This window comes from Ferriphaselus sp. R-1 (assembly GCF_000746095.1).
Classification (GTDB): Bacteria; Pseudomonadota; Gammaproteobacteria; order Burkholderiales; family Gallionellaceae; genus Ferriphaselus.
The window spans coordinates 1-26,580 of sequence record NZ_JQKP01000013.1 but is presented as its reverse complement, the minus strand read 5'-3'; the positions used below and the strand labels follow the sequence as shown (position 1 = coordinate 26,580).

General features: G+C 59.8%; 30 protein-coding genes and 1 pseudogene. 27 read left to right on the top strand and 4 right to left on the bottom strand.

All coding sequences use genetic code 11. The annotated features are described in order from the left end of the window. Positions 1-2 precede the first annotated feature (2 nt). The 7 genes from iscA (at position 3) to DM08_RS08665 (ending at position 5,485) form a co-directional block, all read left to right on the top strand. On the top strand, positions 3-326 hold the full coding sequence (gene iscA, locus DM08_RS08695) for an iron-sulfur cluster assembly protein IscA (protein WP_035384270.1): 324 nt from the start codon (positions 3-5) through the stop codon (positions 324-326). Next, on the top strand, positions 326-874 hold the full coding sequence (hscB, locus tag DM08_RS08690; RefSeq protein ID WP_035384269.1) for a Fe-S protein assembly co-chaperone HscB: 549 nt from the start codon (positions 326-328) through the stop codon (positions 872-874). Before iscA ends, hscB begins: the two co-directional genes overlap by 1 nt. A gap of 77 nt (positions 875-951) precedes the next feature. Continuing rightward, positions 952-2,844, top strand: a complete 1,893-nt coding sequence (hscA, locus tag DM08_RS08685; protein ID WP_035384268.1) for a Fe-S protein assembly chaperone HscA — start codon at positions 952-954, stop codon at positions 2,842-2,844. Continuing rightward, positions 2,845-3,186 carry an ISC system 2Fe-2S type ferredoxin gene (gene fdx / locus DM08_RS08680; RefSeq protein ID WP_035384267.1) on the top strand — a complete coding sequence of 114 codons (342 nt, stop codon included), beginning with the start codon at positions 2,845-2,847 and terminating at the stop codon, positions 3,184-3,186. Further along, positions 3,183-3,377: a Fe-S cluster assembly protein IscX gene (gene iscX, locus DM08_RS08675; protein ID WP_035384266.1), complete on the top strand. Its 195-nt coding sequence runs from the start codon at positions 3,183-3,185 to the stop codon at positions 3,375-3,377. Before fdx ends, iscX begins: the two co-directional genes overlap by 4 nt. Next, a complete protein-coding gene (locus tag DM08_RS08670; protein WP_237560258.1) occupies positions 3,374-3,886 on the top strand; it encodes a disulfide bond formation protein B in 513 nt (170 codons plus the stop codon). Before iscX ends, DM08_RS08670 begins: the two co-directional genes overlap by 4 nt. Positions 3,887-3,928: 42 nt before the next feature. Next, on the top strand, positions 3,929-5,485 hold the full coding sequence (locus DM08_RS08665; RefSeq protein WP_035384265.1) for a protein adenylyltransferase SelO: 1,557 nt from the start codon (positions 3,929-3,931) through the stop codon (positions 5,483-5,485). A 703-nt stretch (positions 5,486-6,188) separates the two neighbouring features. On the opposite strand, the gene DM08_RS12885 is transcribed toward DM08_RS08665, so the two are convergent. Next, positions 6,189-6,662, bottom strand: coding sequence for a hypothetical protein (locus tag DM08_RS12885; RefSeq protein ID WP_152555814.1), 474 nt, complete (start codon positions 6,660-6,662; stop codon positions 6,189-6,191). Between the two features lie 331 nt (positions 6,663-6,993). Between DM08_RS12885 and nagZ the strand changes: the two genes are divergently transcribed. The 11 genes from nagZ (at position 6,994) to DM08_RS08605 (ending at position 19,416) form a co-directional block, all read left to right on the top strand. Further along, positions 6,994-8,043, top strand: coding sequence for a beta-N-acetylhexosaminidase (gene nagZ / locus DM08_RS08655; protein ID WP_035384264.1), 1,050 nt, complete (start codon positions 6,994-6,996; stop codon positions 8,041-8,043). A 63-nt stretch (positions 8,044-8,106) separates the two neighbouring features. Then, positions 8,107-9,198: a cell division protein ZipA gene (locus DM08_RS08650; RefSeq protein ID WP_081908845.1), complete on the top strand. Its 1,092-nt coding sequence runs from the start codon at positions 8,107-8,109 to the stop codon at positions 9,196-9,198. Continuing rightward, entirely contained in the window at positions 9,195-11,276 is a 2,082-nt protein-coding gene (gene ligA / locus DM08_RS08645) for an NAD-dependent DNA ligase LigA (protein ID WP_035384262.1), read from the top strand. Before DM08_RS08650 ends, ligA begins: the two co-directional genes overlap by 4 nt. Then, the gene (gene galU, locus DM08_RS08640) at positions 11,273-12,211 is read left to right on the top strand and encodes a UTP--glucose-1-phosphate uridylyltransferase GalU (RefSeq protein ID WP_081908844.1); all 939 of its coding nucleotides are present in this window, start codon (positions 11,273-11,275) and stop codon (positions 12,209-12,211) included. Before ligA ends, galU begins: the two co-directional genes overlap by 4 nt. After that, positions 12,208-12,759, top strand: a complete 552-nt coding sequence (locus DM08_RS08635; RefSeq protein WP_035384261.1) for a hypoxanthine-guanine phosphoribosyltransferase — start codon at positions 12,208-12,210, stop codon at positions 12,757-12,759. The genes galU and DM08_RS08635 overlap by 4 nt, the downstream gene beginning before the upstream one ends. Position 12,760: 1 nt before the next feature. Then, positions 12,761-13,507 (top strand): S-methyl-5'-thioinosine phosphorylase, encoded by a 747-nt coding sequence (locus tag DM08_RS08630; protein WP_035384260.1) that lies wholly within the window; start codon positions 12,761-12,763, stop codon positions 13,505-13,507. Continuing rightward, positions 13,497-14,024: a peptide deformylase gene (gene def / locus DM08_RS08625; RefSeq protein ID WP_035384259.1), complete on the top strand. Its 528-nt coding sequence runs from the start codon at positions 13,497-13,499 to the stop codon at positions 14,022-14,024. Before DM08_RS08630 ends, def begins: the two co-directional genes overlap by 11 nt. 1 nt (position 14,025) lies before the next feature. Then, complete coding sequence (locus DM08_RS08620) at positions 14,026-15,060, top strand: potassium channel family protein (protein WP_237560257.1); 1,035 nt, start codon at positions 14,026-14,028, stop codon at positions 15,058-15,060. An 11-nt stretch (positions 15,061-15,071) separates the two neighbouring features. Next, positions 15,072-15,776: a TorF family putative porin gene (locus DM08_RS12315; protein ID WP_051938030.1), complete on the top strand. Its 705-nt coding sequence runs from the start codon at positions 15,072-15,074 to the stop codon at positions 15,774-15,776. A 6-nt stretch (positions 15,777-15,782) separates the two neighbouring features. After that, positions 15,783-19,139 carry an EAL domain-containing protein gene (locus DM08_RS12310; protein ID WP_051938028.1) on the top strand — a complete coding sequence of 1,119 codons (3,357 nt, stop codon included), beginning with the start codon at positions 15,783-15,785 and terminating at the stop codon, positions 19,137-19,139. Positions 19,140-19,149: 10 nt separating this feature from the next. Beyond that, the gene (locus DM08_RS08605) at positions 19,150-19,416 is read left to right on the top strand and encodes a TfoX/Sxy family protein (RefSeq protein ID WP_035384258.1); all 267 of its coding nucleotides are present in this window, start codon (positions 19,150-19,152) and stop codon (positions 19,414-19,416) included. An 11-nt stretch (positions 19,417-19,427) separates the two neighbouring features. On the opposite strand, the gene folD is transcribed toward DM08_RS08605, so the two are convergent. Genes folD through DM08_RS08590 form a run of 3 tightly spaced genes read right to left on the bottom strand, consistent with a single transcriptional unit; the run spans position 19,428 to position 21,423 of the window. Further along, a complete protein-coding gene (folD, locus tag DM08_RS08600; RefSeq protein ID WP_035384257.1) occupies positions 19,428-20,282 on the bottom strand; it encodes a bifunctional methylenetetrahydrofolate dehydrogenase/methenyltetrahydrofolate cyclohydrolase FolD in 855 nt (284 codons plus the stop codon). Positions 20,283-20,285: 3 nt separating this feature from the next. Then, complete coding sequence (gene ppa / locus DM08_RS08595) at positions 20,286-20,813, bottom strand: inorganic diphosphatase (protein WP_035384256.1); 528 nt, start codon at positions 20,811-20,813, stop codon at positions 20,286-20,288. Position 20,814: 1 nt separating this feature from the next. Then, complete coding sequence (locus DM08_RS08590) at positions 20,815-21,423, bottom strand: C40 family peptidase (RefSeq protein ID WP_161780280.1); 609 nt, start codon at positions 21,421-21,423, stop codon at positions 20,815-20,817. Between the two features lie 130 nt (positions 21,424-21,553). Here DM08_RS08590 and cysM point away from each other — a divergent pair, with 130 nt between their 5' ends. The 9 genes and pseudogenes from cysM to DM08_RS08555 form a co-directional block, all read left to right on the top strand. Next, the gene (cysM, locus tag DM08_RS08585) at positions 21,554-22,441 is read left to right on the top strand and encodes a cysteine synthase CysM (protein WP_035384255.1); all 888 of its coding nucleotides are present in this window, start codon (positions 21,554-21,556) and stop codon (positions 22,439-22,441) included. A gap of 54 nt (positions 22,442-22,495) precedes the next feature. Continuing rightward, the gene (gene ettA, locus DM08_RS08580; RefSeq protein ID WP_035384254.1) at positions 22,496-24,160 is read left to right on the top strand and encodes an energy-dependent translational throttle protein EttA; all 1,665 of its coding nucleotides are present in this window, start codon (positions 22,496-22,498) and stop codon (positions 24,158-24,160) included. Between the two features lie 101 nt (positions 24,161-24,261). Beyond that, positions 24,262-24,522, top strand: a complete 261-nt coding sequence (locus DM08_RS08575) for a DUF4160 domain-containing protein (RefSeq protein ID WP_035384253.1) — start codon at positions 24,262-24,264, stop codon at positions 24,520-24,522. Then, a complete protein-coding gene (locus DM08_RS08570; RefSeq protein ID WP_237560256.1) occupies positions 24,477-24,797 on the top strand; it encodes a DUF2442 domain-containing protein in 321 nt (106 codons plus the stop codon). The genes DM08_RS08575 and DM08_RS08570 overlap by 46 nt, the downstream gene beginning before the upstream one ends. 57 nt (positions 24,798-24,854) lie before the next feature. Further along, a complete protein-coding gene (locus DM08_RS08565) occupies positions 24,855-25,460 on the top strand; it encodes a hypothetical protein (protein ID WP_035384251.1) in 606 nt (201 codons plus the stop codon). Between the two features lie 82 nt (positions 25,461-25,542). Beyond that, entirely contained in the window at positions 25,543-25,914 is a 372-nt protein-coding gene (locus DM08_RS08560) for a hypothetical protein (RefSeq protein ID WP_237560255.1), read from the top strand. Then, the gene (locus DM08_RS13180; RefSeq protein WP_237560254.1) at positions 25,884-26,072 is read left to right on the top strand and encodes a hypothetical protein; all 189 of its coding nucleotides are present in this window, start codon (positions 25,884-25,886) and stop codon (positions 26,070-26,072) included. The genes DM08_RS08560 and DM08_RS13180 overlap by 31 nt, the downstream gene beginning before the upstream one ends. Beyond that, a complete protein-coding gene (locus DM08_RS13040) occupies positions 26,069-26,224 on the top strand; it encodes a hypothetical protein (RefSeq protein ID WP_161780279.1) in 156 nt (51 codons plus the stop codon). The genes DM08_RS13180 and DM08_RS13040 overlap by 4 nt, the downstream gene beginning before the upstream one ends. 104 nt (positions 26,225-26,328) lie before the next feature. After that, positions 26,329-26,580: pseudogene (locus tag DM08_RS08555) on the top strand (IS110 family transposase); the annotation flags it as partial.

The window sequence follows — 26,580 nt, the reverse complement described above, 5'->3', positions numbered from 1 at the left end:
CCATGTCTGTCTCTTTGACCGAAAGCGCAGCCAAACATGTGCAGAACTTCATCACCAAGCGCGGCAAAGGTGTTGGCCTGCGCTTGGGCGTGAAGACCTCGGGCTGCTCCGGCATGGCTTACAAGCTGGAGTTCGCCGATGAGGTGGCCAGCGACGACCTGACTTTCGAGAGCCATGGTGTCACCTTGCTGGTCGATCCCAAGAGCTTGCCTTACATCAACGGCATGGAGCTGGATTACACCCGCGAAGGGCTGAACGAGGGGTTCAAGTTCAACAACCCCAACGTCAAGGACCAGTGCGGCTGCGGCGAAAGCTTCAAGGTGTAATGGCTGCGCCCGTCTTCGATCCCACGCAAGATTTCTTTCAGCTACTGGGTATCCCGGCGCGCTTCCAGATCGAGGGGGCGTTGCTAGACGAGCATTACCGCGCCTTGCAGTCGCAGGTCCATCCCGACAAGTTCGCCCACCAGACCGAAGCCGAGCAGCGGCTCGCCATGCAGTGGGCGACGCGGGTGAACGAGGCGTACCAGACGCTGCGCAGCCCGCTCAACCGGGGCCGATATCTGCTGAAGCTGCGCGGTGTCGATACCCAGGAAGAGACCAATACGGCGATGCCGGTCGATTTCCTGATGGAGCAGATGGAGCGGCGCGAGGCGGTGGAAGAGGCGGCGCGCCGGTCGGATGTGGACGCGCTGGATGCCTTGCAGCGCCGTTTGCAGTCCGATACGCGCAGCTTGCAACAGCAACTCGCCCTGCAACTGGACGACGAAAACCACTACAATCCCGCCGCCGCAGCCGGTACGGTGCGCAAACTCCGCTTCATGGAGAAACTGGCGGAAGAGATCTCTGCCGCGTTTGATGAGATAGATAATTGAAAGCCGTCGGGAGACGTAAGACGTAAGTTGGTGCAGCGCCATAACTTACGTCTTACGTCTTGCGACTCAAAACCAGAATGGCCCTACTGCAAATTTCCGAACCCGGTCTTTCGACCTTGCCGCACCAGCATCGGCTGGCGGTGGGCATCGACCTGGGCACCACCAATTCGCTGGTCGCCACGGTGCGCAACGGCATCAGCGTGGTGCTGAACGACGAACAGGGCAGGTTGCTGCTGCCGTCGGTGGTGCGTTACCTGGAAGATGGCAGCGTACAGGTGGGCGAATCGGCGCAGGCTGCGCAGAACCTCGATCCATCCAACACCATCGTGTCGGCCAAGCGCTTCATGGGGCGCGGACTGAAGGACATCGGCGATGTCAGCGGTTCGCCTTATCGCTTCGTGGATATCCCTTCGACAGGCTCAGGACAGGCTCCCGGCATGGTGCAGTTGCGCACCGTCGCTGGCGTAAAAAGTCCGGTGGAAGTCTCCGCCGAGATACTGAAACAGTTGCGTGCCCGAGCCGAGGCCTCGCTGGGCGGCGAGTTGGTAGGAGCGGTCATCACCGTGCCCGCCTATTTCGACGACGCGCAGCGCCAAGCCACCAAGGACGCAGCGCGGCTGGCGGGCATCAATGTGTTGCGTCTGCTCAACGAGCCGACTGCCGCCGCCATCGCCTACGGGCTGGACAACGCCAGCGAGGGTGTCTACGCGGTCTACGACCTTGGCGGCGGCACCTTCGATATCTCCATCCTGCGCCTGTCGCGCGGCGTGTTCGAGGTGCTCGCGGCCAATGGTGATTCGGCGCTGGGCGGCGACGATTTCGACCATCGCATCTATTGCTGGCTGCTGGCGCAGAACGAGCTGCCGCCGCTGAACCCGCACGACACGCGCTTGCTGCTGACCCGCGCCCGTGCTGCCAAGGAAGAGCTGACCGAGCACGCCGAGACGCGCATCACCGCCGTGCTTTCCGGCGGCGAGATCATCGACAACCTGCTGACCCAGCAGGTATTCCATGAAATGACGCGCAACCTGGTGTCGCGCACCTTGCAACCGCTGCGCCGTGCCTTGCGCGATGCGCAGCTGACGGTGGAGGAGGTCAAAGGCGTGGTGATGGTGGGCGGTGCGACACGGATGCCGCAGGTGCAACGCGCTGTGGCGGAGTTCTTCGGCCAGACCCCGCTGACCAACCTCGACCCGGACAAGGTGGTGGCGCTGGGCGCGGCCATTCAGGCCAATGTGCTGGCGGGCAACCGCAGCGGTGACGACTGGCTGCTGCTGGACGTGCTGCCGCTGTCGCTAGGCATCGAGATCATGGGCGGGCTGACCGAGAAGATCGTGCCGCGCAACAGCACCATTCCCACCGCGCGGGCGCAGGAATTCACCACCTACAAGGACGGTCAGACCGCGATGAGCGTGCATGTGGTGCAGGGCGAACGCGAGCTGGTGGCCGACTGTCGTTCGCTGGCGCGCTTCGAGCTGCGCGGCATCCCGCCCATGGTGGCGGGCGCGGCGCGCATCCGGGTGACCTATCAGGTAGATGCCGACGGCCTGCTGAGCGTCTCCGCCCGCGAGATGAGCCGGGGCGTGGAGGCGCACATCACCGTCAAGCCGTCCTATGGGCTGAGCGACGAGGAAGTGACACGCATGCTGGCCGAGTCCAACGCCCATGCCGCCGACGACATGCGGGCGCGGGCGTTGCGCGAGCAGCAGGTCGAAGCCCGGCAGTTGCTGGAAGCCGTGCAGAATGCGCTGGATGAGGATGGCACCGCGTTGCTCGCCCCCGATGAGCGTGCCGCAATACAGGACGGGATGGCGGCTTTGGGCGCGGTGCTGCCCGGCAGCGATCTGCCCGCCATCAAGCGCGCCGTCTCGAAACTGAACGAACTGACCGTTGCTTTTGCCCAGCGACGCATGGATAACAACGTCGCCCGTGCGCTGGGCGGCAAGAAACTGTCCGATCTGGAGATGTAAATGCCGCAAATCATCGTACTTCCGCATCCGGAGTTGTGCCCGCAAGGCAAGGTGTTGCAGGCCGATGCCGGCACGGTGCTGATCGAGGTGCTGCTCGACCATGAGGTCGACATCGAACACGCCTGCGAGAAGTCCTGCGCCTGTACTACGTGTCACGTCGTTATCCGCGAAGGTTTCGCTTCACTGGCGGCGGCTGATGATCTGGAAGAGGATATGCTGGACAAGGCCTGGGGGCTGGAACCGAACTCGCGCCTGAGTTGCCAGGCGGTCGTGGCTGACCGCGACCTGGTGGTCGAGATCCCCAAGTACACCATCAACATGACCAAAGAGGGACACCGATGAAATGGACTGATGTGAGCGATATCGCCATCGAACTGGCCGAACGGCATCCGGAGATCGACCCGCGCAGCGTGCGTTTCACCGATCTGCACAACTGGGTGGTGGACTTGCCTGGCTTCGACGACGAGCACGGTCGCGGCGGTGAGAAGGTGTTGGAGGCCATCCAGATGGCCTGGATAGACGAGGTGGAATGATGGCGAAACGACCTGCAGCCGGCGCACCACGCAGCCGCACCCCTTACCTGATCGGCTTCCTCGCCATCGTCGGGCTGTATTGCGGCGCACTCTACCTGCAATACTTTCTGCATCAGGAGCCGTGCCCGCTGTGCATGGTGCAGCGTGTGATCTTCATCCTGATGGGATTCTTCTTCCTGCTGGCGACCTTGCAGAATCCCCGCGCCGCAGGTGCCAAGGCCTACGGCTTTCTCATCGGCCTGCTCGCCTTTACCGGGATCGGTGTCGCCAGTCGCCACATCTGGCTGCAACACCTGCCCAAGGACCAGGTCCCGGCCTGCGGCCCCGGTCTCGACTACATGCTGCAGAACTTCCCCATGGCCGACGTGCTGAAGGAACTGCTGCACGGCTCGGGCGAGTGTGCGGAGCAGGGCTGGACCCTGTTCAACCTCGGCATCCCGGAATGGTCGCTGCTGGCCTACGTGTTGCTGGGCAGCCTGGCCTTGCTGGTGGCCGTGAAGCGCAAATGACATCCTGCGCCAGCGCCTGAACCTACCTCATGAGAGCGAGCCATGATCCGGCTCCAGTTTGATAATCGCTTGCTTCGCGAGCTGCCGGGCGATACCTCGGGCGCGCCCGGCTCACGCCAGACCCCCGGCGTATGCTGGGCGGCGGTACAGCCCACGCCTGTCGCCCAGCCGGTCTTGCTGGCACACTCCAGTGAGGTCGCCGCGACCTTGGGCTTGAGTGCAGCCAATGTGCGTGCGCCGGAGTTCCTGGCGGCGTTCTGCGGGAACCAGTTGTTGCCGGGGATGAGCGCCTACGCCACCCGATACGGCGGCCACCAGTTCGGCAACTGGGCGGGACAACTGGGTGATGGCCGGGCCATCGGGCTGGGCGAGATACTGAACCAGGCAGGGCAGCGCTGGGAGTTGCAACTCAAGGGGGCCGGCCCCACGCCTTATTCGCGTCGTGCCGATGGTCGTGCCGTGCTGCGCTCGTCCATCCGCGAATTCCTGTGCAGTGAAGCCATGCACCATCTCGGCATCCCCACCACGCGCGCCTTGAGTCTCATCGCCACCGGCGAGCAGGTCGTGCGCGACATGTTCTACGACGGCCATCCGCGCGCCGAGCCCGGCGCGGTGGTCTGCCGCGTCGCCCCATCGTTCATCCGTTTCGGCAACTTCGAGATACTTGCAGCACATGGCGAGCAGGCCTTGCTGCAACGTCTGCTCGATCTCACTCTGGACCGAGACTTTCCCCAGATCGTCGGTGCGCCTGCCGAGCGCTACGCCATCTGGTTCCGCCAGGTCTGCGAGCGCACCGCCCATCTCATGGTGGAGTGGCTGCGCGTCGGTTTCGTACACGGGGTGATGAACACCGACAACATGTCCATCCTCGGTTTGACCATCGATTACGGACCTTATGGCTGGGTGGAGGATTTCGATCCGGGCTGGACACCGAACACCACGGATGCCGGGATGAAACGTTACTGCTTCGCCCAGCAACCGGCGGTCGCCCGCTGGAACCTGGAGCGGCTGGCCGAGGCGTTGCAGCGCGTCCTGCCTGCACGCAACTGGCTGGATGACGGCCTCGCGCAGTTCGATACCTCTTTGCAAACCGGCTTGTCCGCCATGCTCGCCGCCAAGTTCGGCTGGCTCGATTGGCAAGAGGGCGATGCCGCCCTGGTGGAAGACATTTTCGACCTGATGCAGCGCGCCGAGGTGGACATGAGCGAATTCTTCCGCGCACTGGCCGAGCTGAAGCAAGGCTCGGTGGATGTCGAGTTGCTGCGCCCGGCGTTCTATCAGGAGCACCTGATGCAGAACCATCGCGCCCTGTTCCAGCAATGGCTGGAGCGCTACGCGGCGCGACTGGGCCGCCAGCAGGAGAGCGATGCGGAACGGCGCACGCGCATGAATCGCGTCAATCCCCGCTTCATCCTGCGCAACTACCTGGCCCAACAAGCCATCGAAGCTGCCGAACAAGGCGACCTGTCCATGCTGGACCGGCTCATGCAAGCTGCCCGCCAACCCTATAGCGCAGACCTGCCGCCCGAACTCACCGCCAAACGCCCCGCCTGGGCCGTCAACAAACCCGGATGCTCCACACTTTCATGTAGCTCCTGAGCTGGAGAGGGATGGGTTTTTCTTCTGGTTGAGGGGGTAGCCTATCAAAAAGGCTTTTGGAAGCATTACAGTCAAAGCGGAATAAATGGCGTATCTAATGCCCTAAGAGGTGAGTATGTGCATATTTCTCACGACAATCAGGCCAAAATTCCAAGCTCACCTGTTCGCTGCAACTCATAGAGGCGCTTGAGTACAGCCTCAATCATGGAGATAACGACCTCAATTTTAGACAACTCCTCCAAGCCAGTAATGTGATTCTGGACTATTGAGATGCACTTCTTGCCCCTCAGATGGGCTATGTGGAGCTGAGCATCTAGTGCGGTGAGATCGGCATGGGCGTGAATGGAGTGCCGCGCATCAACTATCCTCTTATGCAATTCCGCATATTCCGCAGGTACTACAGAGTCGTGCAAGGTTCGGCGTTTTCTGACACTACCATCTGACCGCGTGAAAGCCGTCGCATATTCAACCAGGGCATATCGGAATGCGGGGCCTGATAAGGGGTTGCTTGGATTCGCTTTGATCGTCAGGAGGGTACTCCACGCGTTGTTAAGACGGTCGATGCAGACGAGGAGGTGAAGGTAATTTTCGTGTGCCTCTGACATATCTGTCTGTGACTTAACGATTGAAGTAACCGGCCCGTGCGGTGGTTGCCAAGTATTGCTTGCCCAGGTTTGATTTGGCAGAAATGTTGGTCCTTTTTTTATCTGATGGGAATCGCACTTGCAACTGGCATCCAGAAGGGTTGGCTTCCGGAGCGCCTAGGTGAGACCCAAATGCTTAAGCCATCTTTTTGATAGTTCATTACCGTGGCCTTTGTGCCACTTTTCCCTTTTTGGCACATTCCAATTGCTTGGTCGAATGTTTTTATCCCGGCTTTGATACGGTATTTATCAAGAATGGCTTTGCTTTCGCCTGTGTACTCCGGCTCGCCAGTAACTGGTGAAATATTCGGCATAACTCCCATCGCAGCTTGCAATCGAAGCATGGAGGTGACTAGAGTGATGTAATCAGAAACTTCACGAGTAGGGCATTCGTAGAATGGCGTAGATTTGTCAGTATATGTTGAGATATAGGTCCCCGCGACGCACCCATTTTCAGCGCATGTAACTGCCGGTTGGCCGAATACAGGTTGAACATTTAAGAACAGGACGATTAAAGTCAGTAGAAATTGCATGGACTCAACCTAACGTGAAAGAACAGGCCCCCGACTTTCCTCTAATTACAAGATACTTGTCAATTCAAATGCAGAATGTTGTTGTCTCCTTTGGCTCTAAGTATCAGGGTGTGTTAGGGCGTTGCTTTCATGGTTTTGTCTGTTTACTCGACCGTTTCCATCGTTGAGGACTTTGTCCGTTGTGGGCGATGCGGCACAGGGGCGTTCGGTCGCAAAGACGTGCGGGCGACCATGCTTTACACTCACGTCCTCACAAGGTGGCCGGGGCGGGATAGGCCTGTGGCTATGGATGATTCGGGCGTGCGGCTTGAGCGGGATTAAGGGGGAAAGTATGGGTTTGGGGCCGGTGATGCTGGATGTGGTGGGCAAGGTTTTGACGGCGGAGGATGAGGCGCGGTTGCGCCATCCGCTGGTGGGCGGGGTGATCCTGTTCGCGCGCAACTACGAATCGCCAGCGCAGTTGTGCGAGCTGACGGCGGCGATCCGGGCGGTGCGCACGCCGCCGTTGTTGATCGCGGTGGACCACGAGGGCGGGCGGGTGCAGCGTTTCCGTTCCGGCTTCACCCGCATCCCGCCGATGCGTGAGCTGGGCAAGGTCTGGGATGTGCAGCCCAAGCGCGCCAGGCATCTGGCGCAGCAGGCCGGGTTCGTGCTGGCCGCCGAGCTGCGTGCCTGCGGGGTGGATTTCAGTTTCACGCCGGTGCTGGACATGGATTACGGTGTGAGCACGGTGATCGGCGACCGCGCTTTCCATTCTGAGCCGCAGGCCATCGCCGAGCTGGCGCACAGTCTGTTGCTGGGCTTGCGTCAGGCCGGTATGCAGACGGTGGGCAAGCATTTCCCCGGCCACGGTTACATCGCTGCCGACTCGCACCTGGACATCCCGGTGGATGAGCGCAGCTATACCGACATCGAGCTGGCCGACCTGATCCCGTTCCGCCAGATGGTGAACTGCGGGCTCACCGCCGTGATGCCCGCCCATGTCATCTATCCCAAGGTGGATCCGCGTCCGGCGGGCTTTTCGCCGGTGTGGTTGAAGCAAGTCCTGCGCGGCGAGCTGGGCTTCGAGGGGTGCATCTTCAGTGACGACCTGTCCATGGAAGGCGCTACGGTGGCGGGCGGTATCGTGCAGCGAGCCGAGGCTGCGCTGAACGCGGGTGCGGATATGGTGCTGGTGTGCAACAAGCCGGAATCGGCGGACGAGTTGCTGGCCGGGTTGGTGTACGAGATGCCGGCTACCAGCCGGTTGCGTTTGACGCACATGCGGGGCGGGGCGCATCCGATGTCGCAGGCGCAGTTGCACGAGTCGCCGGAATTCCTCGTCGCGCTGCGCGAGGTGGCCAACATAGGCATGCACGAAGGCGATCTGGCCCTGTCATAGGCTTTGCCATTTCCCTGTGCTGTTGCGATAATCCAGCCGCTTCCAATAACAACAATCATCGCCATGAGTGAATTGCAAATCAGTCTGCTGGGTATCGGGGTTTTCGTGGTACTGGCCGTGTGGGCTTACGGTTGGTGGCAGCAGCGCCAATACCGCCGCCGCTTCGGCGAGGTGTTCGAGAAGAAGCGGGAGGACGTGCTGCAACAGACTGCTCCGCTGGACGACAGGCCGGATGCCGCGCCACAGGAGGGCTCTGAAGCGGTCGCTACCGTCGAGGAGACCGTCCAGGCGCTGGCCGAGGAGCCGACGCGCAACAGCGCCACCGATGACGGTTGCGCGCTGGTCGATGCCAGCAGCGACTATGTGGCCCTGATCTATCCCGGCACGCCCATCGGAGTGGGGGCGCTGGCTCCCTTGTGGCAACAGCGCTTCGATTTCGGCAAGCCGGTCAATGCCTGCGGTCTGAACTCGTCCAGTTCACAGTGGGAGCGAGTCATCCCGGAAAGTCCGCTGCTGTATGACTCTTTCAAGATCTCGTTGCAACTGGTCGATCGCTCGGGTGCCATCAGCGAGACGCGTCTGGTGGCGTTCCGCGAACTCATCAAACGCATAGCCGCCGATATGTCGGCTGAGGCCGAGTGCCCCGACGTGGCCGAAGCCGCCCAGCGCGCCATCGCGCTGGATGCCGTGTGCGCCGAGGTGGACCAGATCATCGGCCTCAACCTGGTGCCGCGCAGCGACCGCCCCTTGCTTGGTGCCGAGATCGTCTATGTTGCATCGCAGAACGGTTTTACCCTGCAAGCCGATGGCGCGTTCCAGTTCCTCGATGGCCGTGGGCTGACCCAGTTCAGCCTGAGCAACCTCGACAACGTGCCGTTCCAGCACCATGTGCTCAACCAGATGTCCTTCTCCGGCCTGACCTTGTTGCTCGAAGTGCCGCGCGTGGAGCATCCCGTCGAGCGTTTCGACGAGATGCTGGAGATGGCCAAGGTGATCGCAGCCAGCTTGCGTGCCAATGTGGTGGACGACCGTCGCAAGCCGTTGGGTGACGAGGCTGTCGCCCTGATCCGCGAGCAGATCGTGGCCATCGAACAGACCATGCTGGCGCAGCAGCTCCCGCCCGGCAGCTCTCAGGCTCTGCGGTTGTTTGCATGACCGGCCCCGTCGAGCGGGCCGCACAACTGCGAGCCGAGATCGCAAGACATAACCACCAGTATTACGCGCTGGATGCGCCGCTGATCCCGGATGCCGAATATGACCGGCTGTTCCGTGAACTGCAGACGCTGGAAGCGGCTCATCCTGAGCAGCGCACACCCGATTCCCCTACGCAACGTGTCGGCGGCCAAGTGCTCGATGGGTTCGCGCCGGTGCGCCATGCGGTGCCCATGCTGTCCATCCGTACCGAGACCGACATCAGCGACGCAGGCGCGCTGGCTTTCGACGCGCGCGTGCGGCGCGAACTGGAACAGCCGGAGGCGCAGGTCGAATACGTCTGTGAACTGAAGTTTGATGGATTGGCCATCAATCTGCGTTACGAACAGGGTGTGTTGGTGCAGGCCGCCACGCGCGGCGACGGCGAGACCGGCGAGGACGTGACGCAGAACGTGCGCACTATCCACCAGATCCCGCTGCGTTTGCAGGGTTGTGATGCACCCGTGCTGGAAGTGCGCGGCGAGGCTTACATGGCGCGCAGCGATTTCGAGCGCTACAACGAAAAACAGCGCGCACTGGGCTTGCCCACGCTGGTGAATCCGCGCAACGGCGCGGCGGGCAGCATCCGCCAGCTCGACCCGGCGCTGGCGGCGCGCCGCCCGTTGTCGTTCTTCGCCTACGGGCTGGGCGAGGTGCAGGGCTGGCCGCTGCCCGACACGCACAACGGCATCCTCGATGCGCTGGCGGCGTTCGGTGTGCCGGTGTGCGAAGAGCGCGCGGTGGTACGGGGTGGGCCGGGGTTGGTCGGATTTCACGAGCGCATCGCTGGCCTGCGCGACAGCCTGCCGTTCGACATCGACGGCGTGGTGTACAAGGTCAACAGCCTGGCACTGCAGCAGCGGCTGGGCTTCGTCACGCGCGAGCCGCGCTGGGCCGTGGCGCACAAGTTTCCCGCCGAGGAGCAGCTCACCGTGGTGCGTGACATCGACATCCAGGTGGGGCGCACCGGCAAGCTCACTCCGGTGGCCAAGCTGGAGCCGGTGTTCGTCGGTGGCACCACCGTGTCGAACGCCACCTTGCACAACGAGGACGAGACGCGCCGCAAGGATGTGCGCATCGGCGATACGGTGATCGTGCGGCGTGCCGGTGATGTCATCCCGGAGGTGGTCGGCGTGGTGCTGGAAAACCCATTGCCTGCGCGTAGCGGAGTCGATGCTGAGCAATACCGCAGGGCCGAGGGTGCAAGGAGAGCGCCGTTCGATCTGTATGCCCGGCTGGGCGGCAAGTGCCCGGTGTGCGGTAGCCATATCGTGCGCGAGGAGGGCGAGGTCGATTGGCGTTGTTCCGGCGGGCTGGTGTGTGCCGCCCAGCGCAAGCAGGCCATCCTGCACTTTGCCGGGCGGCGGGCGATGGATATCGAAGGTCTGGGCGATAGGCTGGTGGAGCAACTGGTGGATGGCGGCTTGATCCACTCCCTGCCTGATCTTTACCGTCTGGACGTGGCGACGCTGGCCGGCCTGGAGCGCATGGCCGAAAAGAGTGCGCAGAACCTGGTGGCCGCGCTGGAGCATAGCAAGACGACCACGCTCAACCGTTTCCTCTATGCCTTGGGTATCCGCCATGTCGGCGAGAGTACGGCCAAGGACCTGGCGCGACACTTCGGCAGGCTGGATGCCATCATGCAAGCCACGCCGGAGGACTTGCTGGCGGTACCGGACGTGGGGCCGGTGGTGGCGCAGAGCATCGCCGATTCGTTCGCCGAACCGCACAACCGCGAAGTGGTGGCGCAGTTGCGTGCGCTGGGTGTGTCTTGGGAAGAGCATGACGGTCTGTCCGCTGTGACCTTACCCCTGAGCGGGAAAACCTTCGTGTTGACTGGTACACTGCCGACATTGAGCCGTGATGCGGCCAAGGCCCTGCTGGAAGCCAGGGGGGCGAAGGTGGCCGGTAGCGTCTCGAAGAGGACTGATTTCGTGGTGGCGGGGGCGGAAGCCGGCAGCAAGCTGGACAAGGCACTGCAACTGGGCGTGCCGGTACTGGACGAACAAGGGTTGATGGATAAGCTGAGGGAGATGGAATGACGGAGCAGAACGATCTCATCAAGGGGGTGTTCGTGGAGCGCAGGAACGCCCATCGTGACCGCAGAACGAAGCAGATCACCAAGGCGGTGTTTCCGGTGGCGGGGATGGGGACGCGTTTCCTGCCGGTCACCAAGGCCACCCCCAAGGAGATGATGCCGGTAGTCGACAAACCGCTGATCCAGTATGCGGTGGAAGAGGCGGTGGAGGCCGGTATCACCGACATGGTGTTCATCATCGGTCGCAACAAGCGCGCTATCCCCGATCACTTCGACAAGGCCTACGAGTTGGAAGCCGAGCTGGAGATGCGCGGCAAGAAAGAGTTGCTGCGCATCGTACAGGAGGTCATCCCCAAGAACATCAACTGCATCTACATCCGTCAGCCGGTGGCGTTGGGCTTGGGCCATGCCGTACTGTGTGCTGAGCCGGTGGTGCAGGGCGAGCCTTTCGCCGTGTTGCTGGCGGACGATCTGCTGGATGGCGTGCCGTCGGTCACCGCGCAGATGTCGGCGGTATTCCGCGAGCGGCAGTGCTCCATCCTGGGGGTGGAGAACGTGCCCCGCGAGCAGACGGGCAGCTACGGCATCGTCAGCAGCACGCCGCTCACCGCCGCGCTGGAGCAGGTCGACGCTATCGTCGAGAAACCCAAGCCTGAGCAGGCGCCCTCCACGCTGGCGGTGGTAGGGCGTTACATCCTGACGCCGCGTATCTTCCATCACCTGCGCCAACTCCAGCCGGGGGCTGGCGGCGAGATCCAGCTGACCGATGGCATCGCTGCCCTGATGCAGGAGGAGAATCTGCTGGCTTACCGTTACGATGGCGTGCGTTACGACTGCGGCGACAAGCTGGGTTATCTCAAGGCGGTGGTGTCGTTCGGACTCAAACGCCCCGAGTTCCACGACGAGTTCGCCGCCTACCTGAGGACGGTTGCCCGATGATCCCAGCCGGGCAAGCGCAGGACTATCTACAGCGTTCCGAGGTGATTTGTCGCCCGGATCAGGTGCAGGCGGCGCTGGCCCGGTTGGCCCGAGAGATAACGGCGCGGCTGGGTGACTCCCAGCCCTTGGTGCTGGCGGTGATGGGCGGCGCAGTGGTGTTCGTCGGTCAGCTGTTACCGCAACTCGCTTTCCCGCTCGATTTCGATTACGTGCATGTCTCGCGCTATGGTGACCGCCAGCAGGGGGGCGAGTTGCATTGGAAAGTGCAGCCGCAGCACGAGACGCTGAAGGGGCGGGTGGTGCTGGTGCTGGACGACATCCTGGACGAGGGTGAGACGCTGGCTGCGGTAAGGCAGCGGGTGCTGGAACTCGGGGCCGCCGAGTTCCATTGTGCGGTGTTCGTGGACAAGCAGCACGGCAAACCGAAACCCTTATCCGCCGACTTTGTCGGCATCGAGGTGCCGGACCGCTTCGTGTTCGGTTATGGCATGGACATACACGGTGCCTGGCGCAATCTGCCGGCCATCCATGCGTTAAAGGAGAATTGAGATGCTGGCGATTCTGGGCGGAAGCGGCCTGACCCAACTGGCCAATCTGCAGATCACCCGGCGACAGGTGATGCGTACGCCTTACGGCGAACCTTCCGGTGCGCTGACCTTCGGTACCTTGGGCGGGCACGAGGTCATCTTCCTCGCCCGCCACGGCTACGGACACACCATTCCGCCACATTTGGTGAACTACCGTGCCAATCTGTGGGCGCTGAAGCAGGAGGGCGTGACGCGCGTCGTATCGGTGGCTTCGGTCGGTGGCATCCGTGCCGATCTGGTCCCCGGCACGCTGGTGGTGCCCGACCAGATCATCGATTACACCCATGGCCGCGAGTCGACCTTCGTCGATGGCACCGACACGGCAGTGATCCATACTGATTTTACCCATCCCTATTCCGCCCCGTTGCGCAGCCGCTTGCTCTCGGCGGCAAGACTGGCCGACACCAACTGCCTGGACGGTGGCGTGTATGCTGCCGTCCAGGGACCGCGTCTGGAGACCATCGCCGAAATCGATCGCATGGAGCGTGATGGTGCCGACATGGTCGGCATGACCGGGATGCCGGAAGCCATCCTGGCGCGAGAGCTGGGCTTGGGCTATGCGACCATCGCCGCAGTAGTGAACCATGCTGCCGGACGTGGTGACAGTCGCGATAGCGTGAGTCTGGAGGAGGTGGGCAAGGTCGCGCAGCGGGTGATGGTGCAGGTGCGCACCCTGCTGGAGTGTGTGGTGCAGTGCGATGGCGATTAGCGAGATCCTGCGGATGGGCGATGTGCGGCTGTTGTCTCGTGCGGACGAGGTCGATGCCTTTGACACCCCTTACTTGCACGAGCTGCTGGCGACCATGCATGACACCATGCGGGCCCACGAGGGTGTCGGCCTGGCCGCGCCCCAGATCGGCGTGCCGTTGCGGGTGGTCATCTTCGGTTGTGAGCACAATCCGCGCTACCCGGATGCTCCCGCCGTGCCGCAGACCGTGTTGATCAATCCCGTGCTGATGCCGCTGGGCGACGAGCAGAGCGAAGACTGGGAAGGTTGTCTGAGCGTGCCGGGGTTGCGTGGCAAAGTGCCGCGTTTCGACTATCTGCGCTATCAGGGCTACGACCAGTACGGCGCGCTGATCGACCGCACCGTGAGTGGTTTCCATGCCCGTGTGGTGCAGCATGAGTGCGATCATCTGGATGGCATCCTGTACCCCATGCGCATCGAGGATCTGAGCCAGTTCGGTTTCAGCGATGTGCTGTTCCCCCGGAAGCCGGAGCAGTGACGTGAGACTGGACGCATCCGCGCGCCATATCTACGCCTCGTTCATCTGGGGCTGTGTGGCGCTGATCCTGGTGTTCATCATCGGTACGGTCGGTTACCGGCTGTTGGGTGGAGATCACAATTCCTGGGTCGATTGCTTCTACATGACCTTCATCACCATTGCCACCATCGGCTTTGGCGAGATCGTCGATCTGTCGAACAATCATTACGGGCGCTTATTCACGGTGTTCATCGGCTTTGCCGGGATCGCCACGCTGACTTATCTGCTGTCTACGGTGACGGCGTTCATACTGGAAGGCGACCTCAATCAAGCTTGGCGGAGAAAGAAGATGCAGAAGAAAATCGAGAAGTTGAGCGAACATTACATCGTCTGCGGTATCGGTCGGGTGGGAAGCAACGTTGCCCACGAACTTAGTGCGACCGGACGCTCGTGCGTGATCGTCGATGAGGACATGCAGCATATCGAGAACTATCTGGACAAACATCCCGAACAGCTTTTCGTGCATGGCGATGCCACCGACAACGATCTGCTGATCTCAGCGGGGGTGCATCGCGCCAAAGGCGTGTTCGCGGTGGCGGCGGATGACAGCAAGAATCTGGTGATTAGCCTGAGCGCCAAACAGTTAAATTCAAAGATACGTGTCGTGGCACGGTGTCATGATGTAAAAAACGTGGAAAAGACCCGCCGTGCGGGTGCCGACGAGATCGTTTCACCAGATTTTACCGGCGGCTTGAGGCTGGTTTCGGCGATGGTACGCCCGCAAGTCGTTTCTTTCCTCGATGAAATGCTCAAGTCTGAGGATCACTTGCGCATGGAAGAGATAACCATTCCCGAGGCCCTTTCAGGTAAGCCGCTGGCGGTGCTGTATCACGGAAATACAGATTGCGTGGTTCTTGCCGTTAAGCACGTAGGACACTGGAAATTCAACCCCCCAGCGGCACATCCGGTACAGGGAGGCGATGTGTTGATGGTTATGACGACCCCGCAGGGCAGAGCCCGTGTGGAGGAGCTGCTGGCAGGTGCAAGCATGGAGTGATTGTGAGAAGGATGTTGTTGCTTGGCGCACTGCTTGTTCATCCGCTGATTGCCCAGGCAGCGGTGACCGCCAATGTGGCAGCAACCAATGACTATGTCTTTCGTGGCATCTCCAACTCCGGACACCGGCCCGCACTCCAGGGCGGGCTGGATTACACAGCTGATTCAGGCGTTTATGCAGGCACTTGGCTGTCGAATGTCGACTTCAACGATGGCCGGCAGGCGCGCACCGAGGTCGATTACTATGCCGGTCATGCGGGCAGCAAGGATGCGTTCAGTTGGGATGCCAGCTATCTGTCATTCAATTATCCCGGCACGGCCAAGTCACTCAAATATGCCTCATACAAATATCGACTTGATTTTCGCTACTCCTTGCCTACAGCTACCGTTGGAGTCTATTACGACTTCATTCGGGACTATTTTGGCTCTGGAGCAGCGCAATACGTTGAAGGCATAGCCATCATTCCCTTGCCCCACGAATTCAACCTTGACCTGCGCTTGGGCAGGCAGCGGCTGAGTAACAACGCCATGCTGGGGCTGCCTGATTACACGCAGCGTTCGATCACCTTGCAAAAGCGTTTCGGGGAATGGGATGCACGCCTGACCTGGCAGAGCAATGGTTTGGGGCGAGCCGAGTGTTTTGCCGGGCAGAATTGGTGTGGCGATGCCATCAATCTGCTGGTGACCCGGTATTTCACCTTGCTGGATGGAAAGTAGAGCTCAATGAATGTCCGACGCAAGATCACGCTGATCGTTACTGCCAGCATCCTGCTGACGGCGGTGCCCGGTGCATGGTTGATCTACCGTTATGCTCACCAGCAGATCATTCAGGCCGAGTCTGCAGCGATAGCCAAGAAGACGTCCAATCTTATTGCGCCTGCCACCCAGCGTTTTGTCGAGGCCGGGGTTAAGTTGCCGGCACTTTCGCGTTTGTTGCAGGCGGAACTGTCCAAGCCCGCAGACCCGACCGGGCTGAGTGAATTCCATCGCCAAATGGTGCGCGGGAAGGATGGGGTCTGGCGCAATCGCAAGCCCCCGTATGATGGCAAGCGTGAAGCGGGTATTTTTCTCCCGCCCAATGCCAATGAAAGTGACACACAGAAGTTACAGCATTGGCGTATCAAGCATGTCCTTGATTCATTTGGTGCAGCTGCCAGTCGCAAGTTGGAAAACACCTGGTTCCTGTCCCCCGAGCGTAGCGAGATTATCTTTGATGCCTCCATGCCGGATTTTACGATTGGCATGCCTGCAGACAATGATTACACGCATACCCCCTGGCTGAGCTACACCTCGCCCCAGCTCAACCCTTTGCGTCTCCTGCGTTACACACCCCCGCTGTACGACCCGGTCGCCAAAGCCTGGATGGTCAGTGCGGTTTTTCCGCTCTACCTGGGCGATAAGTGGCTGGGTACGATAGGCGAAGATATGCAGCTGTCCAACGTGATGGAATCGTTGTTCGCTTCAACCCAGCTATACGATGAAACGCAGCATTTCCTGGTCGATAGCGAGGGGCATTTTGTGCTGGTAGGTGCCTGGCAGAAACAACTGGAGGCGGCGCAGGATAGCTTTGTTCCGGATTTTTCTGCAGAGCCAGAGTTGCAGCAGTTGCTGAAATCGACCTTGACCGATAAGCCTCAGGTGCTTGCGCAAGGATTGATGTTGAATGGTCGTGCACATATCGCCGTCGGCGTACAGATCCAGCCTTTGGGGTGGCGCTATTTCCAATTGGTTCCGGTAGAGCAGGTGATGGCTACCACCAATGCGCTATTCAAGGCACTGGCAGGCATGATCGTGCTGATTTCGTTATTGAGCGGTTATTTCATCGAAATTGCGGTGAGCCGCAGCATCATCAATCGACTGCAAAGACTCAGCGAGGCGATGCGCCAGTATGGTAAAGGTGAGTACAAAGCGGATGCGGAGCTGATGGCGGGTGAGGATGAGATCGCTTACGCTGCCCGAGCTTTCAGCGAGATGACCGGCGATATCGACCGCTCCAACCACGATCGCATCCTGGCCGAAAATGCCTTGCGTGCCAGTGAAGAGCGCTGGCATTTTGCTCTGGAAGGTGCCGGTGATGGCGTGTGGGACTGGTCGGTGCAAACGGGCGAGGCCATATTCTCGAAGCGCTGGAAGGAAATGATAGGTTACGACGAGCATGAATTCCCGAACCTATCGGACGCGTGGCTTGCTCATTTGCATCCAGATGACCGCGAACAAGTTCTGGCACAAGTTGAAGCTTATTTTGCAGGCGAGCTTTCGATCTACACCGTCGAGTTCCGGATGCGTTGCAAGAACGGTAGTTACAAATGGATTTTGGCGCGCGGGATGCTGGTGAGTCGCGATGCAGAAGGTAAGCCATTGCGCATGATCGGAACGCACGCCGACATCTCGGTACGCAAACAAACCGAGGAAGATTTGCGCCTGGCAGCTTTGGTCTATCAAGTGAGTAGCGAGGCCATGCTGATTACCGATGCCAATAACCGAATCATTGCGGTGAACCCGGCATTTACATCAACCACGGGATATACCGAGGACGAGATCATCGGCCAAAGCCCGAATGTGCTCAGCTCGGGTCGTCAAGACCCCACTTTCTACCAAACCATGTGGGATGCATTGAATACTAGCGGTCGCTGGCAGGGCGAGATATGGGATCGGCGCAAGAACGGTGAGGTGTACGCCGAGCATTTGACCATCAACACCATCTACGACACGGAAGGTTTGGTACATCGCCGGGTAGCCATGTTCTCGGATATCACCGAAAAGCTAAAATCCGAGGAGATCATTTGGCACCAGGCCAATTTCGATTTGCTGACAGGCCTGCCCAATCGTCGGATGTTCCGTGATCGACTGGCTCAGGAGATCAAGAAGGCGGATCGCGCCACCGATGCCTTCGCATTGCTATTCATAGACCTGGACCGGTTCAAGGAAGTGAATGACTCCTTGGGACATCACGTCGGTGACGATCTATTGGTGCAGGCCTCTCAGCGGCTGATCGGCTGTGTGCGCGAATCTGATACGGTTGCGCGCCTGGGAGGAGACGAGTTCACCGTGATTTTGTCGCATCTTCACGAGATGGAAGATATCGATCAATTGACACAGACCATAATCAACAGGCTTGCCGAGCCATACTTCCTCGGAAGTGAGGTTGCACACATCTCCGCCAGTATTGGCATCACGGTGTACCCTGATGATGCCACTCAACTTGAACAGTTACTCCAGAATGCAGATCAGGCCATGTACGTCTCCAAGGAGGAGGGGCGCAACCGCTACAGCTATTTCACGCCTGCCCTGCAAGAGGCGGCCAAGCTGCGGCTGCGCTTGATCGGTGAGTTGAGCCAGGCGCTCACTGGCAATCAGTTGCGTGTCTACTTTCAGCCCATCATAGAATTAGCTACCGGCAACATTTTCAAGGCCGAAGCGTTGTTGCGCTGGCAGCATCCACTGCGGGGGCTCGTCAGTCCGATGACATTTATCCCGCTTGCCGAGGAGACCGGACTGATCAATCCGATTGGAGAGTGGGTATTCCACGAATCGGCAAGGCATGCGAAACGATGGAGCGAGATGGCCGGTAACCGGTCATTCCAGATAAGCGTGAACAAGTCCCCCATACAGTTCCGCAGCAAAGAGGACACTCCAGAATCCTGGATTCGTTTCCTCCGTGACAATGGCTTGTCCGGGCGCAGCATTGCTATCGAGATCACGGAAGGGCTGCTGCTCAACAAGGATGACGAAACGGTGCGCAAGCTGCTCCAGTTCAGGGATGCCGGCATCCAGGTTTCCATAGATGACTTCGGCACAGGATATTCTGCACTGTCGTATCTGAAAAAATTCGACATCGACTACCTCAAGATCGATCAATCGTTCGTGCGCAACATGGCCAGCGATCCAGCCGATATGGCGTTATGTGAGGCTATCGTAGTCATGGCACACAAACTTGGGTTGAAGGTGATCGCCGAAGGCGTGGAAACCAGAGAGCAGCGCGACTTGCTGATGCAGATCGGTTGTGATCTCGGCCAAGGCTATCTGTTCGCCAAGCCCATGCCAGCTGAAGAGTTTGATGCTTTATTGAAAGCGCGCTAGCCGTGTAGCGATGGATATTGCCAAGCTGCCCAATCTCGGCCTGAAATCAAAACAGATGTTGGCGATTGCCGGCATCCATTCGTTTGAGCAGTTGAGCAAACTCGGTGCGGTTCGCGCCTATCTTCAAGTGAAGCGTAGCGGAGTGAAGGTCAGCTTGAATCTGCTCTGGGCGATGGAAGGCGCACTCTCCAACCGTCATTGGCTGGAAGTGGCGCGAACCGACAGGCTGAATTTATTGCTGGAATTGGAGCGGGAGCAGAGCGCTCCCGCTACCTGACGACCGCCGTATCAGATACCGGCGCTACGTTCCGCCGATTGCACGGTGTTGGCGACCAGCATGGTAATGGTCATCGGGCCGACACCGCCGGGCACCGGCGTGATCCAGCCGGCCACTTCTTTTGCCGACTCGAAATCCACATCGCCGCACAGCTTGCCATCCGCCATGCGGTTGATGCCCACGTCGATGACGGCGGCACCCGGCTTGATCATGTCGCCGGTGACCATCTTCGGCCTGCCCGTCGCCACTACCAGGATGTCGGCATCGCGGGTGTGCTTGGCGAGATCGACGGTCTTGGAGGTGCAGATGGTGACGGTGGCGTTGTGCTGCAACAGCAACAGCGCCATCGGTTTGCCGACGATGTTGCTGCGTCCCACCACCACGGCGTGCTTGCCTTCGATGCTGACACCGCTCTTTTGCAGCAGCACCAGCGAACCGTACGGCGTGCACGGCGCGAAGCGCATGTTGCCGGTGGCCAGCGCGCCGACGTTGATCGGGTGAAAGCCGTCCACGTCCTTTTCAGGGCTGATGGCGTTCAGCACCTTGTCGCCGTCGATGTGCTTGGGCACCGGTAGTTGCACCAGCAGGCCGTGAATGGCCGGGTCGGCGTTCAACTCGGCGATCTTCGCCAGCAGGGCTGCCTCCGAGGTGTCGGCGGGCAGGGCGATGTGCTCGGAATGCAAGCCCAACTCCGCACACGCCTTCACCTTGTTGGCGACGTAGACCTTCGAGGCCGGATCTTCGCCGACGATGATGACCGCCAGACCCGGCGTGATGCCGCGCGCCTTGAGCGCGTCGGCGCGAACCTTCCACTCGGCGCGTACTTCCTGCGCGATGGCCTTGCCGTCAATGATGCGCGCGGTCATGGATCAGCCCTTGTAGTTGGCGACGCCGTTGGTGATCTCGGTGTGGGCAGCTTCGATGCCTTTCCAGCCCTTGACCTTGACCCACTTGCCTTTTTCCAGCGACTTGTAGTTCTCGAAGAAATGCTGGATCTGTTGCAGCAGTTGCTCTGGCAGGTCTTCGATGCTGTTCACGTTCTGGTACAGCGGGGTCAGCTTGGTCACCGGCACGGCTACCAGCTTGGCATCGCCGCCGCTCTCGTCGTCCATGTCCAGCATGCCCAGCGGACGCACGCGGATGACCGCGCCGTGCACCAGCGGGAAGGGGGTGACGACCAGCACGTCGACGGGATCGCCATCGTCCGCCAAGGTGTTGGGGATGTAGCCGTAGTTGCACGGATAGCGCATCAGGGTGGAGACGAAGCGGTCGACAAACAGCGCGCCGCTCTCCTTATCCACTTCGTACTTGACCGGATCGGAGTGCGCCGGGATCTCGATGATGACGTTACATTCCTGTGGCAGATTCTTGCCGGCGCTGACATTGTTCAAGCTCATGCTATTTTCCTTGTGTTGATGGAGGGGTGGGATAAGGCTGTTGGGCCACGGTCGCGGGTGGCGGCTGCAAGCTCGACAGCGGATTGGGTAAAGTCTCGGGCAGGTCGAGGCGCTTGGCCACGGCGAAGCGTTTGGTCCAGTATTTCATGCCGAGGTAGGCGACTTCCACGCTGCTGCCGTGCCAGGGCGAGTGGATGAACTTGCCGTCGCCCAGATAGATGCCGACGTGCGAGATGCCGCGCTTCACGGTGTTGAAGAACAGCAGGTCGCCCGGTTTCAGCTCGTTCTTGTCCACCTTGTCGCCGACCCGGCTCATGTCCTTGGAGGTGCGCGGCAGGTTCATCGCCAGATTGGTCTTGAACAGGTAGCCGACGAAGCCGCTGCAATCGAAGCCGGTCAGCGGTGACATGCCGCCGTTGCGGTAAGGCGTGCCGATGAGTTCGTGCGCCTTGCCCAGCAGCTGGTCGATCATGTTGGCATCGCCGCCCAGCGTGGCCGCGCCCGCCGGGGCGGAGGCGGCCAGTGCGCTGTCCTGCGGGGCAGCCGCGACCATGCGTGCCGGAAGGCACGCAAGCAGCAGCGCAGCGAACAGGAACCCGCATTTGTTCATAGGGGTGGGCAGGGCCAGGGACGAGTCTTGGAACCGCGCCATTTTATGCGATTTGGCGCGGCCCTGCCAAAGAATCCTGCCGCTTCTGCCGTGGCCTGCTGCTATCATTCACGGCTGTTCAGGAGCCGCCATGTACAAGACACTAGAAGACTTTGTGGGCGAAACGCCGCTGGTACGCTTGAAGCGCATCCCCGGCAACACGTCCAATGTGATCCTCGCGAAACTGGAGGGTAACAATCCAGCGGGTTCGGTGAAAGACCGCCCCGCCTTATCCATGATCGCGCACGCGGAAGCGCGCGGCGAGATTCGTCCCGGCGATACGCTGATCGAGGCCACCTCCGGCAACACCGGCATCGCGCTGGCGATGGCCGCCGCCATGCGCGGTTACGGCATGATCCTGGTGATGCCCGAGAACCAGAGCGTGGAGCGCCGCCAGACCATGCGCGCCTTTGGCGCCGAACTGGTGCTGACACCGAAAGAGGGCGGCATGGAGCTGGCGCGCGACACCGCCGAACGGCTGCGCGCCGAGGGGCGCGGCATCATCCTCGACCAGTTCGGCAACCCGGACAACCCGCTGGCCCATTACGAAGGCACCGGCCCCGAGATCTGGCGCGGTACACAGGGCGGCATCACGCATTTTGTGTCCAGCATGGGCACCACCGGCACCATCATGGGCACCTCGCGCTTCCTCAAGGAGCGCAATCCCGCCATCCAGATCATCGGCGCGCAGCCGGAAGAGGGCGCGCAGATACCCGGCATCCGCAAATGGCCGGAGGCGTATCTGCCCACCATCTACAGCCCGACCAACGTCGATTGCATCGAATACGTCGGTCAGGCCGAAGCCGAGGAATACACCCGCCGACTGGCGCGCGAGGAAGGCATCTTCTGCGGCATCTCCTCCGGCGGCGCACTCGCCATCGCCCAGCGCATCTCGCAACAGGTCGAGCACGCCACCATCGTGTTCATCGTCTGCGACCGGGGCGACCGTTACCTGTCCACCGGCGTGTTTCCGGCTTAGGGCGGGCGGTATAATCCGGCACCTTTTCAATTCCATCACAGGCACTTTCAAATCATGGCCCAATACGTAATGTCGATGCTCCGCGTGAGCAAGATCGTTCCTCCCAAGCGTCAGATCATCAAGGATATTTCCCTCAGTTTCTTCCCCGGCGCGAAGATCGGCCTGCTCGGTCTGAACGGCTCCGGCAAGTCCACCGTGCTGCGCCTGATGGCGGGCGTGGACAAGGAATACGACGGTGAGATCCAGCGCGAGCCGAACATCCGCATCGGCTACCTGCCGCAGGAGCCGGTGCTGAACCCCGACTGGACGGTGCGTCAGGAGGTCGAGTCCGCCCTGGGCGAAGTGATGCAGGCGCAAGCCAAGCTGGATGCGGTGTACGCCGCCTACGCCGAAGAGGATGCCGATTTCGACGCGCTGGCCACCGAGCAGGCGCGCCTCGAAGCCATCATCGCCACCAGCGGTGCGGACTCCGAACACCAGATGGACATCGCCGCCGACGCGCTGCGCCTGCCCGAGTGGGACGCGCTCATCAAGAACCTGTCCGGCGGTGAGAAACGCCGCGTGGCGCTGTGCAAGCTGCTGCTGGAAAAACCCGACATGCTGCTGCTGGACGAGCCGACCAACCACCTCGACGCCGAGTCCGTCGAATGGCTGGAACAGTTCCTGGTGCGCTTCCCCGGCACCGTGGTCGCCGTCACCCACGACCGCTACTTCCTCGACAATGCCGCCGAATGGATCCTCGAACTCGACCGTGGACAAGGCATTCCCTGGAAGGGCAATTATTCGAGCTGGCTCGACCAGAAGGGCGCGCGTCTGGCGCTCGAACAAAAGCAGCTCGACGCTCACGCCAAGGCGATGAAGCAGGAGCTGGAATGGGTGCGCCAAAATCCGAAAGCGCGTCAGGCCAAATCCAAGGCGCGTATCGCCCGCTTTGAAGAGCTGAACTCGCAAGAGCACCAGAAGCGCAACGAGACGCAGGAAATCTTCATCCCCATCGGCGACCGCCTGGGCAACGAAGTCATCGAGTTCGAGAACGTCTCCAAGGCCTTTGGCGACCGCCTGCTGATCGACAACCTCAGCTTCAAGATTCCGCCCGGCGCGATCGTCGGCATCATCGGCCCGAACGGCGCGGGTAAATCCACGCTGTTCCGCATGATCACCGGCAAGGAAACGCCCGACAGCGGCACGGTGAAGATCGGCCAGACCGTCAAAGTCTCGCACATCGACCAATCGCGCGAAGGGTTGGACAACGACAAGACCGTGTTCGATGCCATCTCCGGTGGCAACGACATCTTGACCGTGGGCAAATACGAAACCCCGGCGCGCGCCTACATCGGCCGCTTCAACTTCAAAGGCGCAGACCAGGCCAAGATCGTCGGCCAACTCTCCGGCGGCGAACGTGGACGTTTGCATCTGGCGCAGACGCTCATCTCCGGCGGAAATGTCCTCTTGCTCGACGAACCTTCCAACGACCTCGACGTGGAAACCCTGCGCGCGCTGGAAGATGCCCTGCTCGAATTCGCCGGCTGCGTCGCTGTCATCTCCCACGACCGCTGGTTCCTCGACCGCATCGCCACCCACATCCTCGCCTGCGAAGGCGACTCCAAGTGGACGTTCTTTGATGGCAACTATCAGGAATATGAGGCGGACAAGAAGAAGCGGCTGGGTGAGGAGGGGGCGAAGCCTAAGAGGATTCGGTATAAGCCGATCAGTCGGTAACCGCCGCACTACTCCCTCTCCCACCGGGGGAGGGCTGGGGTGGGGGAGAATTTTCGCCCCGAGCCTGTTGAAAGGTAAACTAGCCAACAAGGAGAAGGTGCATGCCAACCATCAGCCAGTTTTTTGGAATCGTTGTGCAGATGTTCTGGCGAGAACATGCACCGCCTCACTTTCACGCCATGTATGGTGAGTACGAAGCACTGATAGACATTCGCACATTGGAAGTCATAAAGGGTAGTCTGCCGAGACGTGCGCAGGCACTTGTACTTGAATGGGCAGCACAACACCGCAAAGAGTTGATGGAGGACTGGAACCTATGCCAATCGAAACAGTTACCCAAGAACATCGCCCCTCTGGAGTGATCGCTGCCGCACCTTGGCGCGTGCGTGCTGTTAACGTGCAGCCAAGTTATAGGCTTTCAATCACCTGTAATGATGGTACGAGCGGCATCGTCGATATGTCTGCGCTGGTGAATAGCGTGGATGCGGGAATCTTCGCGGCACTTAAAGATGTGCAGTTGTTTCAGCAAGTCAATATCGAGCTTGGTGCGCTCACTTGGCCGAATGGTGCTGACCTTGATCCGTTGTGGGTGCATGAAGAGATAGCGAAGAATAAAACGTGGTCTGTCCCCGTTTAATTCCTCGCATTAGTTCAAGATGAGTTTCCGCAATAATTCGTTTAAAAGGGAGCTAGCATGGAAGTAGGTACAGGGATTTTCTTGGCTTCGCTAGTCTTGGGTTTGGTACTTCTCTATGGACAGACAAAGGATAGGTGGGGCTGGAAGAAAATTTTAGTTCGTGTTCTTTGGGGTTCTATTGCGCTAGGTTGCCTGACCGCTCTGCTGATTTGGATTTATGGGAAGTACGAGACAAGGGTAATGGCGCAGACTGAATTTCTTTCCATTGTACTTGGCGACAAAGCGCCCGATGTGAAGTTCAAAAAGGGCAACCCCTCTGCTGAAGACGGACAGGTCTGGTTGTATAGAAACTCATCTAGTGAGAATGAAGCTGTAGTTATTTTCAAGGGCACAGAAGTCAAAGGCGTACTCTACGTCGGGTCATGCTCATACTGCTACAAAATATCCGGTCTTGGCATCGGTACAGATTATACGGAGCTGAGGGAAAAACTCGGTGACCCTACATCAGTTGCTATCTCGCCCGATCAACTAAGGCGACTTGCTTCATTCGAAAGATGGAATCTAGTGTTTCAGTTGAAAGAAAACAGGGTTAATGCATTTGGGATATATGACCCAAAATTTGGCCCAATAGTCTTTTCAAAGCAAACAAGTGATACCGAGTGAACCAAAGGTACCAAACTAAAGGTACCGGAGTCGAATTGATTTAAGTTAAAGGGACTAGGCTCGAACTTCATCGACACATCACATGACATCTACCTCAAGTAATAAGCGCATCGTCATCATCGCCGGGCCAAACGGCGCGGGTAAGACGACCTTTGCGCGAGAGTTCTTGCCGACGGATGCCGAGTTGCCCAACTTTGTGAATGCCGATCTGATCGCCGCCGGTCTATCTCCCTTCGCGCCAGAGCTTGCGGCCTTCAAGGCCGGGCGGTTGATGCTGGAAACGATAGCGGAGTATGCAAAGCGCGGTGCGAGTTTTTCTTTCGAGACGACGCTTTCTGGGTTGACCTATGCGCAGATGATTCCGGTGTGGCGCGCTTCGGGTTATGTGGTTGAGCTGGTTTTTTATCATTACCGGATGCTGAAATGGCGATTGAGCGTGTCGCGATTTGTGTAAGACAGGGCGGGCACAATATCCCGGTTGATGTGATTCGCCGTCGTTTCGCACATGGCATTTCGAATTTCGAGCGCTACAAGTTGCTGGTAGATAGCTGGCAGTTTTATGATAATTCCAGCATGCCTCCAGTGCTGTTAGATGAAGGACAGAAAAAATGAAAGCTCCCGTGTCGCATTTGAAAGACTCCACTTTGCAAAAAGCTCCGCAAGCCTTGATGCGCGCTGCCGAGAAGGCACGCCAACTAGCTGCGCAGACCGGTACGCCTTTTGTTTCGCGGCCGTCTGGTACGGAAGCGAAAAAAAACAAGTAAGTACAGCCCGTGTAGGGCAATGGAATGGACACCTCCCCCTAAACGGCATCGAGATGTGCCAGACTGGAGATGGCAAACAACCAGTCAACAGAGGGAGGTGTGAAATGGATATTACGCGTATTGGCATAGACCTGGCAAAGAACGTATTCCAGATACACGGAGTGGATCGTGCGGGCAAGGTGATTGTCAGGAAGCAATTGCGGCGCAACCAGATGCAGGCATACTTTGGCAAACTGCCAGCGACATTGATCGGCATGGAAGCCTGTGGAAGCTCACACTACTGGGCGCGGGAGCTGGGCAAAATGGGACATGACGTGCGACTGATGTCGCCGCAATTCGTCAAGCCTTACGTCAAG

What these genes read in the sequence shown, in the direction of transcription:
- hscB (WP_035384269.1), top strand. Translation starts at nt 326, where the DNA reads ATGGCTGCGCCCGTCTTCGATCCCACGCAAGATTTCTTTCAGCTACTG.
- hscA (WP_035384268.1), top strand. Translation starts at nt 952, where the DNA reads ATGGCCCTACTGCAAATTTCCGAACCCGGTCTTTCGACCTTGCCGCAC.
- DM08_RS08670 (WP_237560258.1), top strand. Translation starts at nt 3,374, where the DNA reads ATGATGGCGAAACGACCTGCAGCCGGCGCACCACGCAGCCGCACCCCT.
- galU (WP_081908844.1), top strand. Translation starts at nt 11,273, where the DNA reads ATGACGGAGCAGAACGATCTCATCAAGGGGGTGTTCGTGGAGCGCAGG.
- ettA (WP_035384254.1), top strand. Translation starts at nt 22,496, where the DNA reads ATGGCCCAATACGTAATGTCGATGCTCCGCGTGAGCAAGATCGTTCCT.
- DM08_RS08565 (WP_035384251.1), top strand. Translation starts at nt 24,855, where the DNA reads ATGGAAGTAGGTACAGGGATTTTCTTGGCTTCGCTAGTCTTGGGTTTG.
- DM08_RS08630 (WP_035384260.1), top strand. Translation starts at nt 12,761, where the DNA reads ATGCTGGCGATTCTGGGCGGAAGCGGCCTGACCCAACTGGCCAATCTG.
- iscX (WP_035384266.1), top strand. Translation starts at nt 3,183, where the DNA reads ATGAAATGGACTGATGTGAGCGATATCGCCATCGAACTGGCCGAACGG.
- DM08_RS08575 (WP_035384253.1), top strand. Translation starts at nt 24,262, where the DNA reads ATGCCAACCATCAGCCAGTTTTTTGGAATCGTTGTGCAGATGTTCTGG.
- folD (WP_035384257.1), bottom strand. Translation starts at nt 20,282, where the DNA reads ATGACCGCGCGCATCATTGACGGCAAGGCCATCGCGCAGGAAGTACGC.
- DM08_RS08635 (WP_035384261.1), top strand. Translation starts at nt 12,208, where the DNA reads ATGATCCCAGCCGGGCAAGCGCAGGACTATCTACAGCGTTCCGAGGTG.
- DM08_RS13180 (WP_237560254.1), top strand. Translation starts at nt 25,884, where the DNA reads ATGGCGATTGAGCGTGTCGCGATTTGTGTAAGACAGGGCGGGCACAAT.
- ligA (WP_035384262.1), top strand. Translation starts at nt 9,195, where the DNA reads ATGACCGGCCCCGTCGAGCGGGCCGCACAACTGCGAGCCGAGATCGCA.
- DM08_RS12885 (WP_152555814.1), bottom strand. Translation starts at nt 6,662, where the DNA reads ATGCAATTTCTACTGACTTTAATCGTCCTGTTCTTAAATGTTCAACCT.
- DM08_RS08650 (WP_081908845.1), top strand. Translation starts at nt 8,107, where the DNA reads ATGAGTGAATTGCAAATCAGTCTGCTGGGTATCGGGGTTTTCGTGGTA.
- DM08_RS13040 (WP_161780279.1), top strand. Translation starts at nt 26,069, where the DNA reads ATGAAAGCTCCCGTGTCGCATTTGAAAGACTCCACTTTGCAAAAAGCT.
- iscA (WP_035384270.1), top strand. Translation starts at nt 3, where the DNA reads ATGTCTGTCTCTTTGACCGAAAGCGCAGCCAAACATGTGCAGAACTTC.
- DM08_RS12310 (WP_051938028.1), top strand. Translation starts at nt 15,783, where the DNA reads ATGAATGTCCGACGCAAGATCACGCTGATCGTTACTGCCAGCATCCTG.
- def (WP_035384259.1), top strand. Translation starts at nt 13,497, where the DNA reads ATGGCGATTAGCGAGATCCTGCGGATGGGCGATGTGCGGCTGTTGTCT.
- DM08_RS08560 (WP_237560255.1), top strand. Translation starts at nt 25,543, where the DNA reads ATGACATCTACCTCAAGTAATAAGCGCATCGTCATCATCGCCGGGCCA.
- DM08_RS08605 (WP_035384258.1), top strand. Translation starts at nt 19,150, where the DNA reads ATGGATATTGCCAAGCTGCCCAATCTCGGCCTGAAATCAAAACAGATG.
- fdx (WP_035384267.1), top strand. Translation starts at nt 2,845, where the DNA reads ATGCCGCAAATCATCGTACTTCCGCATCCGGAGTTGTGCCCGCAAGGC.
- DM08_RS08570 (WP_237560256.1), top strand. Translation starts at nt 24,477, where the DNA reads ATGCCAATCGAAACAGTTACCCAAGAACATCGCCCCTCTGGAGTGATC.
- DM08_RS12315 (WP_051938030.1), top strand. Translation starts at nt 15,072, where the DNA reads ATGTTGTTGCTTGGCGCACTGCTTGTTCATCCGCTGATTGCCCAGGCA.
- cysM (WP_035384255.1), top strand. Translation starts at nt 21,554, where the DNA reads ATGTACAAGACACTAGAAGACTTTGTGGGCGAAACGCCGCTGGTACGC.
- nagZ (WP_035384264.1), top strand. Translation starts at nt 6,994, where the DNA reads ATGGGTTTGGGGCCGGTGATGCTGGATGTGGTGGGCAAGGTTTTGACG.
- DM08_RS08590 (WP_161780280.1), bottom strand. Translation starts at nt 21,423, where the DNA reads ATGAACAAATGCGGGTTCCTGTTCGCTGCGCTGCTGCTTGCGTGCCTT.
- ppa (WP_035384256.1), bottom strand. Translation starts at nt 20,813, where the DNA reads ATGAGCTTGAACAATGTCAGCGCCGGCAAGAATCTGCCACAGGAATGT.
- DM08_RS08665 (WP_035384265.1), top strand. Translation starts at nt 3,929, where the DNA reads ATGATCCGGCTCCAGTTTGATAATCGCTTGCTTCGCGAGCTGCCGGGC.